Annotated in this window: 14 protein-coding genes; 3 read left to right on the forward strand and 11 right to left on the reverse strand. The window is 53.9% G+C overall.

Annotation, left to right across the window (positions count from 1 at the left end; all coding sequences use genetic code 11):
- Window positions 1-62 precede the first annotated feature (62 nt).
- Together bamA and LBW88_RS13030 are read right to left on the reverse strand one after the other, a co-directional pair.
- The gene (bamA, locus tag LBW88_RS13025) at window positions 63-2501 is read right to left on the reverse strand and encodes an outer membrane protein assembly factor BamA (RefSeq protein WP_224932697.1); all 2439 of its coding nucleotides are present in this window, start codon (window positions 2499-2501) and stop codon (window positions 63-65) included.
- Between the two features lie 205 nt (window positions 2502-2706).
- Window positions 2707-4116, reverse strand: a complete 1410-nt coding sequence (locus LBW88_RS13030) for an MFS transporter (RefSeq protein ID WP_224932698.1) — start codon at window positions 4114-4116, stop codon at window positions 2707-2709.
- A gap of 116 nt (window positions 4117-4232) precedes the next feature.
- Between LBW88_RS13030 and LBW88_RS13035 the strand changes: the two genes are divergently transcribed.
- Window positions 4233-5087: a helix-turn-helix transcriptional regulator gene (locus tag LBW88_RS13035; RefSeq protein WP_224932699.1), complete on the forward strand. Its 855-nt coding sequence runs from the start codon at window positions 4233-4235 to the stop codon at window positions 5085-5087.
- 112 nt (window positions 5088-5199) lie between these two features.
- Here LBW88_RS13035 and LBW88_RS13040 read toward each other — a convergent pair whose 3' ends face one another.
- Window positions 5200-6102: a LysR family transcriptional regulator gene (locus LBW88_RS13040; protein WP_224932700.1), complete on the reverse strand. Its 903-nt coding sequence runs from the start codon at window positions 6100-6102 to the stop codon at window positions 5200-5202.
- 95 nt (window positions 6103-6197) lie between these two features.
- Here LBW88_RS13040 and LBW88_RS13045 point away from each other — a divergent pair, with 95 nt between their 5' ends.
- Window positions 6198-7205: a zinc-dependent alcohol dehydrogenase family protein gene (locus LBW88_RS13045; RefSeq protein ID WP_224932701.1), complete on the forward strand. Its 1008-nt coding sequence runs from the start codon at window positions 6198-6200 to the stop codon at window positions 7203-7205.
- Window positions 7206-7304: 99 nt separating this feature from the next.
- Here the strand turns inward: LBW88_RS13045 and LBW88_RS13050 are convergent, their stop codons facing one another.
- Complete coding sequence (locus tag LBW88_RS13050) at window positions 7305-7826, reverse strand: type 1 glutamine amidotransferase domain-containing protein (RefSeq protein WP_224932702.1); 522 nt, start codon at window positions 7824-7826, stop codon at window positions 7305-7307.
- A 403-nt stretch (window positions 7827-8229) separates the two neighbouring features.
- On the opposite strand from LBW88_RS13050, the gene LBW88_RS13055 reads away from it, so the two are divergent.
- The gene (locus tag LBW88_RS13055; RefSeq protein ID WP_224932703.1) at window positions 8230-8811 is read left to right on the forward strand and encodes a hypothetical protein; all 582 of its coding nucleotides are present in this window, start codon (window positions 8230-8232) and stop codon (window positions 8809-8811) included.
- A 184-nt stretch (window positions 8812-8995) separates the two neighbouring features.
- On the opposite strand, the gene fucP is transcribed toward LBW88_RS13055, so the two are convergent.
- From fucP to LBW88_RS13090, 7 genes are read right to left on the reverse strand one after another with little or no spacing between them, the layout of a single operon-like run.
- Complete coding sequence (gene fucP, locus LBW88_RS13060; RefSeq protein ID WP_224932704.1) at window positions 8996-10222, reverse strand: L-fucose:H+ symporter permease; 1227 nt, start codon at window positions 10220-10222, stop codon at window positions 8996-8998.
- Between the two features lie 36 nt (window positions 10223-10258).
- Window positions 10259-10609 carry an L-rhamnose mutarotase gene (locus LBW88_RS13065; protein ID WP_224932705.1) on the reverse strand — a complete coding sequence of 117 codons (351 nt, stop codon included), beginning with the start codon at window positions 10607-10609 and terminating at the stop codon, window positions 10259-10261.
- On the reverse strand, window positions 10606-11382 hold the full coding sequence (locus LBW88_RS13070) for an SDR family oxidoreductase (protein WP_224932706.1): 777 nt from the start codon (window positions 11380-11382) through the stop codon (window positions 10606-10608). The genes LBW88_RS13065 and LBW88_RS13070 overlap by 4 nt, the downstream gene beginning before the upstream one ends.
- The gene (locus LBW88_RS13075) at window positions 11360-12214 is read right to left on the reverse strand and encodes an amidohydrolase family protein (protein ID WP_224932707.1); all 855 of its coding nucleotides are present in this window, start codon (window positions 12212-12214) and stop codon (window positions 11360-11362) included. The genes LBW88_RS13070 and LBW88_RS13075 overlap by 23 nt, the downstream gene beginning before the upstream one ends.
- A gap of 1 nt (window position 12215) precedes the next feature.
- Window positions 12216-13502, reverse strand: coding sequence for an L-fuconate dehydratase (locus tag LBW88_RS13080; RefSeq protein ID WP_224932708.1), 1287 nt, complete (start codon window positions 13500-13502; stop codon window positions 12216-12218).
- Window positions 13499-14347 (reverse strand): fumarylacetoacetate hydrolase family protein, encoded by an 849-nt coding sequence (locus tag LBW88_RS13085; RefSeq protein WP_224932709.1) that lies wholly within the window; start codon window positions 14345-14347, stop codon window positions 13499-13501. Before LBW88_RS13085 ends, LBW88_RS13080 begins: the two co-directional genes overlap by 4 nt.
- A gap of 13 nt (window positions 14348-14360) precedes the next feature.
- The gene (locus LBW88_RS13090; protein WP_224932710.1) at window positions 14361-15101 is read right to left on the reverse strand and encodes an SDR family oxidoreductase; all 741 of its coding nucleotides are present in this window, start codon (window positions 15099-15101) and stop codon (window positions 14361-14363) included.
- Between the last annotated feature and the right edge of the window lie 84 nt (window positions 15102-15185).

The raw sequence follows: 15185 nt of genomic DNA on the forward strand, positions 1-15185 counted from the left end.
TCTGCTCTCTCTGTTTAAAGATAACGTAAATCTTACTTCGTTATTTAACAAACAAATAACCGCTACCAGGTTTTCCCGATATTAAACTGGAACTGCTCGGACTTATCGCCTTCATATTTCTTGATCGGTAAGGCGTAAGAGAACACCAGCGGACCAAGCGGCGATTGCCATTGCATTGCCAGACCGCTGGAAACACGAATTTCACTTGGATCACCATAATCCGGAATGCCTGCCGCGCGCGTTTCCGCGGTATTTTCCCATTTGGTATCCCAGACGGTACCGGCATCGACAAAGAATGAGGTACGCAGTGAATCCGCATAGCGATCGCTGACAAACGGCGTTGGAACAATTAATTCCGCGCTCGCCACTGCCATGGCGTTACCGCCTACTGCGTCATCTGATTTAGACACCGCACAATTACCGTAGCTGCTTTCACTGCCAGCACAGCTGTAATAGGCCGCTTTTGGACCAATGGTATTGGACGAGAAACCACGCACGGAACTGGATCCACCGGCATAGAAGTTGTCATAGAACGGCACTTCTTTACCACCAAATCCATCCGCATAGCCCGCTTTAGTTCGGCCCATCAGCACCCAACGATGGTCATTACTCAACGGTAAGTAAGCATTGGCACTCAGCGTACTTTTGTAATAGCTGTTGGTTGATCCGGGGATCGTCACCTTGGTATTAAACCCAGCCGTGACGCCCGACGTTGGGAAGAAACCACGATCCAACGAGTTGTAGTTCCAGCCAATGTTCCAGAAGAAATCATTAGCGACAAACTTCTCATCGCTGGTCGCGTAATCGTCATCATCATCTTCATTGGTGGTGATCACTTTCGGATGGATGCCCTGCGATCCCAGATAGCGCCACATCGAGACCTGTGGTGCCATATTGCTGACGCGGTTGTAGCTATAATCCAGTCCTGAACTCAGATTACTGTTTTCGCTGATCGGGAAGCTTAATGTGCTGCTGGCACCAAAACTCTTCAGCGTATATTCAGACAGGTCATTATCTTCAGCGCTGTAATCGTTGTAGAACAGCTTGCCGCCTAAGCTGACGCCATCCACGGTGAAGTACGGATTGGTGGCGGCAATCTCAACATAGGTTTGATAACTGTTTTTGGTGCCGCTAAAACTCACGGTATTACCGGTGCCCATCCAGTTATCCTGGCTGACGCCAAGCTGATAACTGATACCGCTGTCGGTGCCGTAGCCGAGACCGACGTTGAAGGTGCCGGTATTACGCTCTTTGACCTTGTACACCACGTCGACCTGATCCGGACTGCCCGGTACACGCTGAGTATCGACATCCACGCTTTCGAAATAGCCGGTGCGATTGAGGCGAGCCTTACCTTGATCGACCGCATCGCTGGCCAGCCAAGAGCCTTCCATCTGACGCATCTCACGACGCAGCACCGAATCCTTTGAGGTGTCATTGCCGCTGAACTTCACCTGACGCACGTAGAAACGATGCCCCGCTTCAACATTGACGTGCAGCTTGACGGTTTTGTCTGCATCGTTAATTTCAGGCTGAGAACTGACCTGCGGAAAGGCATAGCCGTAGCGACCGAGCAGCGCCTTGATCGCGCCTTCGTTCTCGGTAATTTTGGCACCGCTGTACAACGCACCAGACGGTATATGTGCCAGCTTCTCAATTTCAGCGGAGTGTCCCGCCATATCACCGTTCAGGATGACATCGGAAATATGGTAAACATCCCCTTCATGAATATTGACCGTCAGATAAATACTTTTCTTATCAGGCGTTAAACTCACTTGCGTGGAATCAATATTAAATCGTGCGAAGCCGCGATCGAGATAATAGCTACGCAGCATTTCTAAATCGCCGGACAGTTTTTGTTTCTGATATTTCTGATCGGCAATTAAATTCCACCACGGCACATCATCACGCAGCTGGAAATGAGAAATTAATTCATCAGAAGAGAAGGCGTGATTGCCGACAATATTGATCTGCTGAATCTTCGCTGACACACCTTCGGTAAACACGAACTTCAGATCGACACGATTGCGTGGTAACGGCGTGACCACGGCTTTGACGCTGGCAGTGTATTTGCCCGCGCTGTAGTAAAAATCTTCCAGCCCTTTTTCGATGTCCGAGAGCGTGGTGCGATCCAGCGCTTCACCGACTCGCACACCGGTAGCATCCAGATTTTGCTTTAGCTGATCTTCTTTAATCGCCTTGTTGCCGGAGAAGGAAATATTGGCAATGGCAGGACGTTCTTTCACGCGGATCAGCAGCGCATCGCCATCGCGCAGCACTTGTACATCTTCGAAGTTGCCAGTGGCAAAGAGCGCTCGAATGGTGTTGCGAATATCGTCATCCGAGACGCGATCGCCCACGCGTACCGGCATACTCAGCATTGCCGCACCCGGTGCTACGCGCTGCAAGCCGTCAAAGTGAATATCCCTGAGGGTGAAATCGTCTGCACCAAAGGCTGTGGTGGTTACCATGAAAAGTAACCCGGTTAACATCTTTTTCATCTGCTATGAGCCTGCCGTTTTTCCATTCAACGCATTTCTGCCGCACCACAAAAAAACGGGCTGAACACGCGGTTCAGCCCGTTAGTTGCGGCGATATGTTCCGGAAAAAAGACCACTGCGCCAAAGGTAAATTCAGCGCAATCAACGGATTTTCGCTTACCTTACAGTAAGCTGAAAAGCCGCTGCAGAAATCACTGCATAAGGATTACCCTTCCGCCGTCACCGGTTGAAAAGTACGACGGTTCAGACTGGTCAAAATCACCAGCGTCACCATCATTAACAGCTCCACGCCCAGGGTGCCGGAGATGGCTGCCAGATGATTGCCATGCACGTTAATCTGTGTGAAAACACCACCCAATAGCATCGGCCCTAAACCCAGTGCCGACTGTTGTACGGTGGATAACACCGCACTACCCGCGCCCGCCTGATGATGCGGTACACCGCTCATGCCAATACGGTAGAAGGTGCTGACGATAAATGACTGACCAAAACCAATCAGGATGGTGGCGGGCATCAGAGTAAAGACGCCGACAGCTGGCCAGGCAAACTGGAAAGTGGCGATCAGGGCGATCAAACCGACCATCTGGATACCACAGCCCATCAATAGCGTGGTGCGTTTACCAAAACGCTCAACCATGCGCGTCGAACGCATCGCGCCGATAAAGTAGGCAGCGCCCAGTGCGATGAATGCGTTGCCAGACTCAAACGCGGTTAAACCGATGCCCGACTGCAGCGTCAGCGCCACTGCAAACATAAAGCCGCTCCAGCAGGAGAAGAACAGTACCGCCAGGGTTAAACCAAAGCGGACGCTTGGCAGACGCAGCAGCGAAGGTGGCAGCAACGGCGAACCGCCTTCCGCTTCCAGACGCAGCGAACTCTGACGCAGGCGATGCAATAACACCGGGAACAGCACCAGCAGCAGAATGCACGGCCATGACCAGTGCAGCAGCGGACCGAGCGCGAGCGCCAGCATTAAACAGCCAATCGCGCCCGCTAACAGCAAGGTGCCGCTGATATCCACCGGCACACGCTGGTTATTGTGCGTTTCAGGCACAAAACGACGCGCCGTGATCAGCACAAACAGGCAAATCGGCAGGTTGATCAGGAATACGCTGCGCCAGCCGTAGCCGCCGATATCTGCTTTGATCAGGAATCCACCCAACACCTGGCCGATGATAAACGCCAGCCCACCAATGCCCCCGTAGAGACCAATGGCGCGTGCGTGCTCCCTGCCCTTCATGGTCACGTGCATGGTGGCGAGAATTTGCGGCACAATGAATGCCGCGCCGACCCCCTGCAATGCGCGAGCAAACATCAACAGGCCGACGCTGTTGGCGATGCCGCATAATAAAGATGCAATACCGAAGATCCATACTCCTGCCAGGAAAACCCGACGACGTCCGTAATTGTCCCCCAGGCGTCCGCCCATCGCCAGGCAGATGGCGAAAGCAATGCCGTACACGGCGACAATCAGCGCCAGCTCAATCGATGTGGCGCGCAAAGTATGCGCCATGGCATCCAGCGCCACATTGACAATGGAAAAGTCGATCATGGGCAGGAGTTGCCCTGCCAGCAGGACCACCAGTCCCGCGCGTTGAAGTTGCGATGTGTGCATCGGTTTTAACCTTGTTTTTAAGTGCAGTACGGCATAGCATCACCTAACTATTAAACGGGTACCAGTTCTTGTTTATCATGGTATAAACACTACCCGTCTCGTTTGGAGATCTGCTTATGAGCACGGCTATTGCCCCCGTCACGGCTGAACACAACAATCGAAAACTGCTAGGCACTTTTTTACGCACGCGTCGTGAAAGCCTCGATCCAAACCGTCTGGGTTTGCCGCATATGCGCCACCGCCGCACGCCCGGTTTACGCCGTGAAGAAGTGGCGCAGCTAGCGGATGTCGGCGTGACCTGGTACACGTGGCTGGAACAGGGGCGCGATATCAAAGCCTCGCCGAAAACCCTGACCGCCATTGCCACGGCATTGCAGTGCAACGATGTCGAGACACAGCATCTGTTTTCCCTTGCCGGACACTCGTTGCCCTCGGTGCGGGTGGCCGCTGCCTGCTGCAAAATCGCGGCGCATAATCAGCAGATGCTGGACGCCATCCAGTTACCAGCGATTATTGAGACGCCTCGTTTCGATATCCTCGGCTACAACGCGGCGTGGTGCTCGCTGATGGATGTGGATCTGGCCGGGATCGCAGTGGAAGATCGTAACTGCATCTGGCTGGCGTTTAATCATCCTGCCTGGCGTAAAGCGATGAGCGACTGGGACGACGTGATGCCGCAGATGGTGGCGATGTTTCGTGGTCAGATGGGCGAACACCTTGGCGATCCGCACTGGGAAAGCTTTCTCGCTCGTTTGCTGAATAGCTCTGATGAGTTCGCGCAAACCTGGCAGCGCTACGAATTGGGCAAGGTGGAGAACCGCCTGAAGCGCTTTTATCGTCAGGAAGTCGGAGAGATGACGCTGCGCCAGAATAACTGGTGGTCCGCTTCGCGCAATGGCGACCGCCTGCTGGTGTATGTGCCGGATGATGAGCAGAGTGCGGCGTCGCTGCAGAAATTGATGAAGGGATAGCGGTTATCGACCACCAGCGTCATCATGCCCGGCATCCACTGAGGCAAACGGCTGTAACGCTATTCATGCCGTTGCAGCCACTTCACCTCAGAATTACGTCAGGGATTTGACACTACCAGCGCTTTTCCGCAAACCAGGCCACCAGCCATTCTGTCAAGGCACTGATTTTCGCCGACTGCAGTTGGCTGGAGGGTTTCATCAGCCAGACGCCATCTTCCCCAACTGCCTGCCAGTCAGCTAGCACCGGCACCAGCGATCCTTCAGCCAGCTCCTTTTGCACCAGCCAGTTGGCCGCCAGTAATACGCCCATGCCAGCCTGTGCCGCCAGCACCAGTGCATCCATCTCGTCGCTCTCAAATCGGGTTTGCACGGGTACGGCTATCTGATGACCGTCTTTCTCCAGGCGCCATTCCGGCCAACTGTGCATCGGGGTAAACCCCAGACAGTCGTGCTGGCGGAGATCCTGTGGCTGGCTTAGCGCAGGATGACGTTCCAGATAATCTGGCGCCACGCACAGCATCCGGCTGGTGTCCGCCAGCTTACGCGCTATTAGTCGGCTATCCGTGAGCACGCCGATGCGGATCGCCATATCAAAATTGTCCCCCAGCAAATCGACATAGCGGTCGCTGCAATTCAACACGATGCGAATATCGGGATAGGCCTGCAAAAAACCGGGCAACGCCTGTGCCACCCAACTGCGACCAAAAGAGGCTGGCACGGTTAAGCGGATGGTACCCGCCGGACGTGCGGCCAAAGCCCGCGCTTCCTCTTCCGCTTCCCGTAATAGCTCATCGGCAAGTTCGATTTTCTGCCGATAGCGCTGCCCTTCTTCCGTGGGACGTATGCGGCGCGTGGTGCGTTCGATCAGGCGAATGCCCAGCCGTTTTTCCAGGGCAGCTATGCGGCGCGACACCACCGAGACATCCCGTCCTAGCTCACGCGCCCCAGCACTGAAGCTGCCTGCACGCACTACCGCTAAAAACGCTTCGCGTTGGCGGAAATCGTCATCCTGCATTATTGCTCCCTGTGCAACAGTCATTTGGTTTTGACATCGATTATAGCGCCTGTTTTCGCGCCACACTGGCTGTACTTTGAAAACAGGAGAATTTTATGCAAGCTATCCAATTAACTGCGCCCAACATCGATGCCCTGAATATCACTGAACTGCCGCGCCCACAGCCAGGCCATGGTGAAGTGTTAATACGTCAGCATGCGGTGAGCCTCAACTACCTCGATTTGGCACTGGCAACGGGTCAGTTTGGTGCCATCGCGCAGCCCATTATTCCGGGTGCTGACAGCGCAGGTGAGATTGTTGAATTGGGGTCGGGGGTAGGCGGCTGGCAAATCGGTGAGCGCGTTGTACCGGGTATGATGCAAAGCTGGCATGCGGGTTTGATACGCGCTGAACATCATCATGCCCTGCGCGGTGTAACCGATAATGGCGGGCTGGCGGAGTATGCCGTTGTTCCGGCTGCTTCATTAGTGCGCATCCCTGATTCTCTCAGCTGGCAGCAGGCCGCCACGCTGCCGATAGCTGCGACGACGGCCTGGAACGCCATCGTTCGCGGTAAGGTTCAGCCTGGCAGTACCGTGCTGTTGCTCGGGACGGGTGGCGTGAGTCTGTTTGCGCTGCAATACGCTAAAGCAGCGGGCGCACGAGTGATTATGCTCTCCTCTTCCAATGAAAAACTGGCGAGAGTGAAAGCACTGGGTGCCGATGAAGCGATTAATTACCGCGATGATCCCGAGTGGGATAAACGGGTGATGGAGCTGACGCACGGTCAGGGTGCGGATCTGGTGCTGGAGTCAGTCGGTGCGGCGACTTTCGCAAAGTCGATCAGTGCTGCCGCCTATAACGGAACGATTTTTGTGATTGGGTTTGTGGGTGGTGCGGAGTTAACTGTGCCGGTACTGCCGATAATGCAGAAGATGTTGAATATCGTGGGTAATAACACCGGTTCAACAGAGGATCTGCAGGCGGCGGTGAGAGCGATTGAGACTGCTGGGATTGTGCCGGAGGTTGATCGTGTGTTCGGCTTTAAGGATACGCAGCAGGCTTATCGTTACCTGCAATCCGCCGGGCACGTTGGGAAAGTGGTGATTGATTTAAGTGTGTAACTGTTCGGAATCGCAGTTAACGCCCTTGAAATCTCATAAGTCACAGCAAGGTCGCCATTATGGCGACCCACTTGCCAGCGCTAACATCGGATTTCACGCTCAGGACGCGTTTAGAATTCGTAACGCTTCGCGATTAAACGCAGGAAGATCATCCGGTGTGCGGCTGGTGACGAGCTTATCGTCATCGACGACCACTTCCTGATCATAAAAGTCTGCCCCCGCGTTCCGCAAATCAATGGCGATGGCTTTAACACAGGTCATCTTGCGGCCGCGCACACCATTGGCGCTAATGAGCAACTGCGGACCGTGACAAATTGCGAATACCGGTTTGCCGCTCGCGACAAATTCTTTGGTGAAATTCACAAATCGATCATCACCGCGCAGTGCATCAGGCGAGTGTCCCCCGGGCAGCAGTAATGCATCGAATTCGGCGGCGTTAACGTGATCAATATCCTTGTCAATGGTGACTTCGGCTTTACCTTGCTTCCCTTTCACAACCTTTCCCGCTTGCATCTCAATCGTCACGACCTCATGACCCGCTTTGGTATAGGCTTCTGCGGGCGAGGTGAACTCTGAATCTTCAAATTCATCAGTGATCAGGACGGCGATCTTCTTACTCATTTCCTTCTCCTTGCTGGGAAAACGCGGTGCGTTTATGGCCTGGATAACCCAACAAGTCTGGTCGCCATGTTTTAGAATGCAAGCCAGGCGGCTGACATGCATGGCAATTTGAAGGGAGTGTTTCTCTGCTTTGCATAGATCTGCCATCCCAGGGTGACGATTTATCTCACGCCTGTTTTCTGCAGGCAAATCGTCGTTTGATATCTGATGGACGTCCGTAGTAGCAACCTGCCGCTTAAGCTTGTCCGCTGTGTGCAAGTACGGAAAACTTAGCAGATTATTACGGTCAGAAGTTTGGGTCTCACGAATATAATAACTATAAATAACAATATCTTAATGTAACAATCGAAAAAATAATTCATTTCAGTATTATCTGATAGCTTATTAAATTAGGGGTGTATTTATGCGTAAGGAATGGCTATTAGCGGCAGTACTTCTTTCAGGATGCAGTTCAATAAACAATTATGAGTCTTTAGAACAGCCAGCCAACACTCCTCTTAAAACATACGTAGGTGGAGAAGTTTTCAAAGTCGATAAATCGTCTGACCTTCCTAATGCCTTTGGTCATGCGGATGTGTTTGGAGGTAAAGTTGATAGAGGCTTCAGTGAACTTCGCTACTTAGGTGTTCAGCAGAATGGATACTTGGGATTTGCGGTGGTTGAAATGGAAACTCGATCTAATGAATCAACAATGAGTCGTTATGGCATGTCAACGACCACTATTAATACTCAAAGCAATATCAATGGTAATAGCTATGGTCACATAGCGGGCAATAATTATTATGGTTCTGGGACTTATCAAAGTAATACAACAGGTACAGTCACAACAGTGAATGCACCTGAAGGTCATACTGTATATCTGCCGTCAAACGCCACCACCTTTGTCATCCCACCAAACCAGCAGCAACTGCAACTGGGGAGCGTTAGCGTGATGATTATGAGCTATGATTCAACATCATTGACTTACTCACTATCAAAGTACTGAAACAGTCTTAGGCCTTAGCCTTTCACTGTCAGATTTAAGTGAGATTGCTTGCAAGGTGTTTTCAAGATTCGAAGAGTTTTTGAGCCTCCACTGTTGTCATAGAGGTTATTAGCCGCACACCGCAGGTAATGTTCATTCATAAGGCGATTCCAATGAATCGCCCATAATACCCTGACTCACTAATTCATGAATGTCTGCGCTGTCTTAACGCATAAGCCAGCACCACAACAAAACACATCAGTGGCAAACTGTAAGCCACGGCAGTACTGACTTTGTCAGAAATCAGCCCCATGAAATAGGGCATAATCGCGCCGCCCACAATTGCCATGATCATAAATGAGCTGGCCTGTTTAGTCGCCTGGCCGAGGTTTTTTACGCCCATGGCAAAGATGGTGGGGAACATAGTGGACATAAAGAAGAAGATGGCGATCAATGCAATCACGGAAACATCGCCTGCGCCCAGCATCACAACGGCACACAGCACAATATTGATCAGCGCATAAGCCGCTAGCATGGCTGCCGGTTTCACCCTGCCCAACAGCCAGGTAGAGAAGAAACGTCCCAGCATAAAGCAGATCATCGCGACCGAAAGCATATAAGCCGCGCTTTGGTTGGTCACGCCGTGCCAGTGCTCGGTGGCATAGTTAATGAAGAAAGCGCCCACTCCGACCTGAGCGGCAACATAAAAGAACTGCGCCACCACACCGCCGACAAAATGTTTTTGCTGCCATAAAGTGGCGCCGGGCTGCTGAATATGTTGGCTGGCGGATTCGCGAATGTCCGGTAAGGCGGTACGTTTAAATAACAGCGCAATGGCGATGACCACACACGCAATCACTACATAAGTGATTTTGACGGTGTCCTGTGCCGCATCCTGGTTGGCCTGGGTAAAGAACAGCGAGCCACCAATCATCGGTCCCACAAACTGCCCCAGCCCGTTAAACGATTGCGCCAGATTGAGACGACGCTCTGCGCCGTTGGGATCGCCCAGCACTGTGGCATACGGGTTCGCGGCAGTTTCAAGGCAGCCCAGTCCGCACGCCAGCACGAACAATGCAAACAGGAATACCGAGAAGTTATTGACCATCGCCGCTGGCACAAATAACAACGCACCAATGGCATACAGTGATAACCCCGCCAGTATTCCAGCTTTATAGCCGTGACGCTGCATAAAATAACCCGCGGGCAGCGCAACAATAAAATAGGCACCGAAATAAGCCGCCTGTAATAATCCCGATTGTGCTTTGGTAACGTTCAACGTTTCCTGAAAGTGTTTATTCAGCACATCCAGCAGGCCGTATGACACGCCCCACATAAAAAACAGGGTGGTAATCAGCATAAACGCCCAGCGCAGGCTAATAGTTCCCCTGACGCCCATATTTTCAGGCGTCTCGACGCGTTGTGTTGACATGGTTATATCCTCGTAGGGTACAGTCGGTAAGTGTTGTTATTGGTCCTGCAAAGAGAATATTCGCGCCATCGCCACCCATTTTTCCCCTTCGGGCGTCCAGGGCGTTGGCTGTTGGAACTGCCACATCAGCGCTTCCCAGCGCTGAATATGCGGATCCTGTTCAGATGCCTGAGCAAAATCCTGCGTATTAAACCGATCATTCACCTCCATCACCATAAAAAGACGTGTGCCAAGCCGGTAAATCTCCATTTTCACGATGCCGTGCTGGCGCAAATGCTGCGCCACTTCCGGCCAGATTCGCTGATGCAGACGCTGGTATTCGGCAATTTTGTCCGCCTCGTCCACCAGATCCAGCGCCTGACAATAACGCTCGATTGCGCCACTCATAACAGCGCCCGATCGAGATGCAGATAGCCACCATCGACGCTCAGCCACTCGCCGGTAGTATGAGAAGCGCGCTCCGACAGCAAAAAGACCACCGTGTTAGCGATCTCCTCCGGAGTCGTCATACGTTGACCGAGTGGAATACGCTGGGTGATTTTCTCCAGTTCGGTTTGCGGATCGGCAAAAGTACTAATCCAGCGTTCATACAGCGGCGTCATGACTTCGGCGGGAATGACGGCATTCACTCGCACGCCCCTCTTGCGCAGTGAAACTGCCCATTCGCGCGTCAGTGACAGAATCGCCCCTTTGGCTGCGCAGTAGCCGCTGGTACCACCCTGCCCGCTCAACGCGGTTTTTGAAGCAATGTTGACGATCGACCCACGGCTGCTTTCCAGCGGTCGCTGGCAGAAATGCGTCATCTGGTAATAGTGGATAAGGTTCTTTTCCAGCGAGGAGACAAATGCGCTGCGCCCCGCTTCCAGACCAACGCCATCGTTAACCCCGGCGTTATTCACCAGCCCGTCGATGCGGCCAAACTGCTGCTGCACGGCCTCAACCGCGTGCTGACAATTTTGTTCGTCGCAAAGATCGGCCAACAGCACTTCCGTTTTCGGTTGTAGTTCACGCAGGCTAGCCAGCCACATCTCATCTGGCTGCGCGTTGCTGACGATGACGGGAATCGCCCCCTCTTCAGCCAGCAAACGTGAGATGGCAGCGCCGATACCCGATCCACCGCCGGTGACGATGATCACTTTATCCTGCAAAAACAGATTCATTATTCTCTCCTGTCAGGCTGTAGACCTGCGCGGCCGTGTTACCCCAAATGGCGGCCTGTTCATCAGCGGATAACTCCGCTATCGCGTCGTCTATCAATTGCGCCACCGCGTGATATTCCGCTGCCAGCAGGCAAACTGGCCAGTCTGAACCAAACATCAGCCGTTGCGGACCGAAACGCGCCAGCGCCTCGTCAATGAAGGGCCGAAGTTGCGCGCTATCCCATTGTCCGGATGAGACCTCGGTGACCAGTCCGGACAATTTGCAGGCCACGTGCGGCATCGCAGCCAGTTCCGCAACCTGCTCGCCCCACGCCTGAGCGCCGCGCGCCATATCCGGTTTTCCCAGGTGATCAAGCACCAGCCAGTGGCGATCATGCTGAGCGGCAAACCGGGTAGCGTCTGCCAGATGCCGCCAGGTCACCAGCATTTCCCATACGTAATCTTGTTGCTGCAGATAGCTGATGCCACTGGACACAGACGGTTGCTGCAACCAAGCTGCGGGATCGCGCTCATCCTGCACCAGATGACGAAAACCCCGCAGCAGCGGATGCTGCAATGCCAGTAACTGCTCTGCCAGGTCCGTGGCCGAGACGTCTATCCAGCCAATCACCTGCGTTGCGGGTTGCTGCTGCGCCCACTGCAACAATTGTTGCGTTTCGCCCACGCACTGCCGAGCTTGTACCGCGATCGATCCCTGCAACTGATGTTGCGCCAGCAGCGGAGCGAGGTCGTCTGGCAGAAAATCCTGTTGCAGACAGGTCATTGAATCCGCGATCCACGGGTAGTCAGCCGCGTCAAAGTGCCAAAAATGCTGATGAGCGTCGATTCGCACTTCAGCCTCCCTGCGCGCGATAGCGGTACTGCTCGCGTGATGCGGGATACATTTCGATTGAGAAGCCGGGCGCAGTGGGCGGCATATAGGCAGCCCCGCGAATCTCACACGGATGGATGAAATGTTCGTGCAGATGGTCGACATACTCGATAACCCGGCCTTCATGGCTGCCGGCAATACAAACAAAATCGATCATCGAGAGGTGTTGAACGTATTCGCACAGTCCGACCCCACCAGCATGCGGGCACACCGGCAGCTGGTATTTCGCTGCCATCAGCATCACCGCCAGCACTTCATTAACGCCGCCGAGACGACAGGCATCGATCTGCACAACATCAATCGCTTCGCGCATAATCAGCTGCTTGAAGATGATGCGGTTCTGGCACATTTCACCGGTTGCGACCTTGACCGGCGTAACACCCTGACGAATCTTACGATGTCCTTCGATATCATCCGGGCTGGTGGGTTCTTCAATAAACCACGGTCGCGCGAACGCCAGCTTCTGTACCCACTCCACCGCATCATTCACTTCCCATACCTGGTTGGCGTCGATCATTAACTGACGGTCCGGCCCCAGCACCTCACGCGCAATGCGCACGCGGCGAATATCATCTTCGAGATCGCGTCCGACTTTCAGTTTGATGTGGGAGAATCCGGCGTCGACCGCCTGCTGGCAAAGACGGCGCAGCTTGTCGTCGTCGTAGCCCAGCCAACCCGCCGAGGTGGTGTAGCAAGGATAACCATGCTGCTCAAGCTGACGGATGCGCTCTGCTTTGCCCGCTTGCTGCGCTGTGAGTAATGCGAGTGCTTCATCCGGCGTGATGCAGTCGGTGAGATAGCGAAAGTCGATGCAGCGCACCAGCTCTTGCGGCGACATATCAGCCACCAGCCGCCATAGCGGTTTTTCTTCTGATTTCGCCCACAAATCCCATACCGCGTTGACCACTGCGCCGGTTGCCAGGTGAATAGCGCCTTTATCCGGCCCTATCCAACGCAGCTGGCTGTCGCTGGTGATGTCGCGCCAGAATTGCCCCATATCGGCGGTGATCGACTCCAGCTTGCGCCCGACGATCAGGTGTTCCAGTGCGCGTATCGCTGCACAGCAAATTTCATTACCGCGTCCAATGGTAAAGGTCAGCCCGTGGCCGCTGATAGCAGCGTTATCCGTCTCGATGATGACGTAAGCCGCTGAATAATCCGGGTCAGGATTCATTGCATCCGAACCGTCCAGGTGTTCGGAGGTGGGAAATCGGATGTCTTCGACACGCATTGAGGTCAGTCTGGTCATTCTTCGCTACCCTCAGTAATTTGACGCTGCTCGCCAAGCCCGGCGATGCCCAAACTGATAACTTGCCCCGGACGCAGGTAGACCGGTGGTTTCTGCCCCATGCCGACGCCCGGCGGTGTTCCGGTGGAGATGATGTCGCCCGGCTGTAAGCTCATAAAACGGCTCAGGTAGCTAATGATGTGTGCAACCGAGAAGATCATGGTGCGGGTGTTTCCATTTTGATAGCGCTTGCCATCTACCTCGAGCCACAGGTCGAGCTGCTGCGGATCGGCAATTTCATCGGCGGTCACCAGCCATGGGCCGATCGGACCAAAAGTGTCGCAGCCTTTGCCTTTGTCCCAGGTGCCGCCGCGTTCAATCTGATATTCACGTTCAGAGACGTCGTTGATCACGCAGTAGCCCGCAACATGCGACAGCGCATCTTCTTCCAGGATGTAGCTGCCGCCTTTGCCGATGACCACTCCCAGTTCCACTTCCCAATCGGTTTTCACTGAACCGCGTGGAATACGCACCGCGTCATTGGGCCCGACCACGGAACTGGTCCATTTGCCGAACACTACCGGCTCTTGTGGGATGGCTGCACCCGTCTCCGCGGCATGATCGGCATAGTTCAGGCCGATACAGATAAATTTACCAATATGCCCGACGCAGGCGCCAATGCGCGGCTGCCCACCGATTTTAGGCAGTTCGCTGAGCGGCAGCTGGCGCAGTCGCTCCAGCGCAGACGGCAAAAGTGCTTCGCCCGCGACATCATCAATAAAATGCGACAAATCACGCAATTCACCCTGTTCATCCAGCATTGCCGGACGCTCTTTGCCCTTTTCGCCCACGCGTAATAATTTCATTATTCCACTCCTGTTAGTTGCTCCAGCCGCCATCAATGATCTGAGCCGTGCCGGTGGTATAAGCGCTGGCATCGGAGGCCAGATACGCTGCCAGATAAGCGATCTCTTCAGTCGTCCCGATACGGCCAATAGGCTGACGCGCGACAAAGGCGTTGTAGACTTCCGCTTCGCTACGCCCTTCCGCCTCTGCCTGCGCGGCAATACGCTGGCGCAGCGACGGCGAATCGATGGTGCCGGGGCAGATGGCGTTGCAGCGAATCCCATCACCAATGTAGTCTGCTGCGACCGAACGCGTCAGGCCAATCACCGCCGCTTTGGTGGCGCTATAGGCAAAGCGATTAACCACGCCCTTTACGCTTGATGCCACCGATGACATGTTGATAATCGACCCTTTCTGTTGCTGCAGCATCGCCGGCAAAAACGCCTGGATCATGCGAAACATTGCCGTGACGTTGAGATCGAGCGCGAACTGCCACTCCTTTTCGCTGCATGTCAGCAGGTCGCCGCTGTGAACCATACCGGCACAGTTGAACAACACATCAAGCGTGCCAAGCTCCTGCGCCGCCGCGCTAATGGCCTGACGATCGGTCACATCCAGCTGATAGGCGCGAATGCCGGGCAAATCCTGCAGCGCGGTGAGGTTGATATCGCTGGCGATAACTTCGGCACCCTGCTGAGCGAAGTAGCGCGCGCTGGCTAAGCCGATACCTTGTCCGGCGGCGGTGATCAACACGCGTTTTCCATGTAAATTCATTGCATTTCCTCTGGTCCAAAGATCTAATGGTCAGGCCATTGAAGGTGGATTTTTCCCTTTAGGGAGCGCAAAATAACGCTGGCT

The sequence above is a fragment of the Pantoea sp. alder81 genome (assembly GCF_020179835.1).
Lineage (GTDB): Bacteria > Pseudomonadota > Gammaproteobacteria > Enterobacterales > Enterobacteriaceae > Pantoea.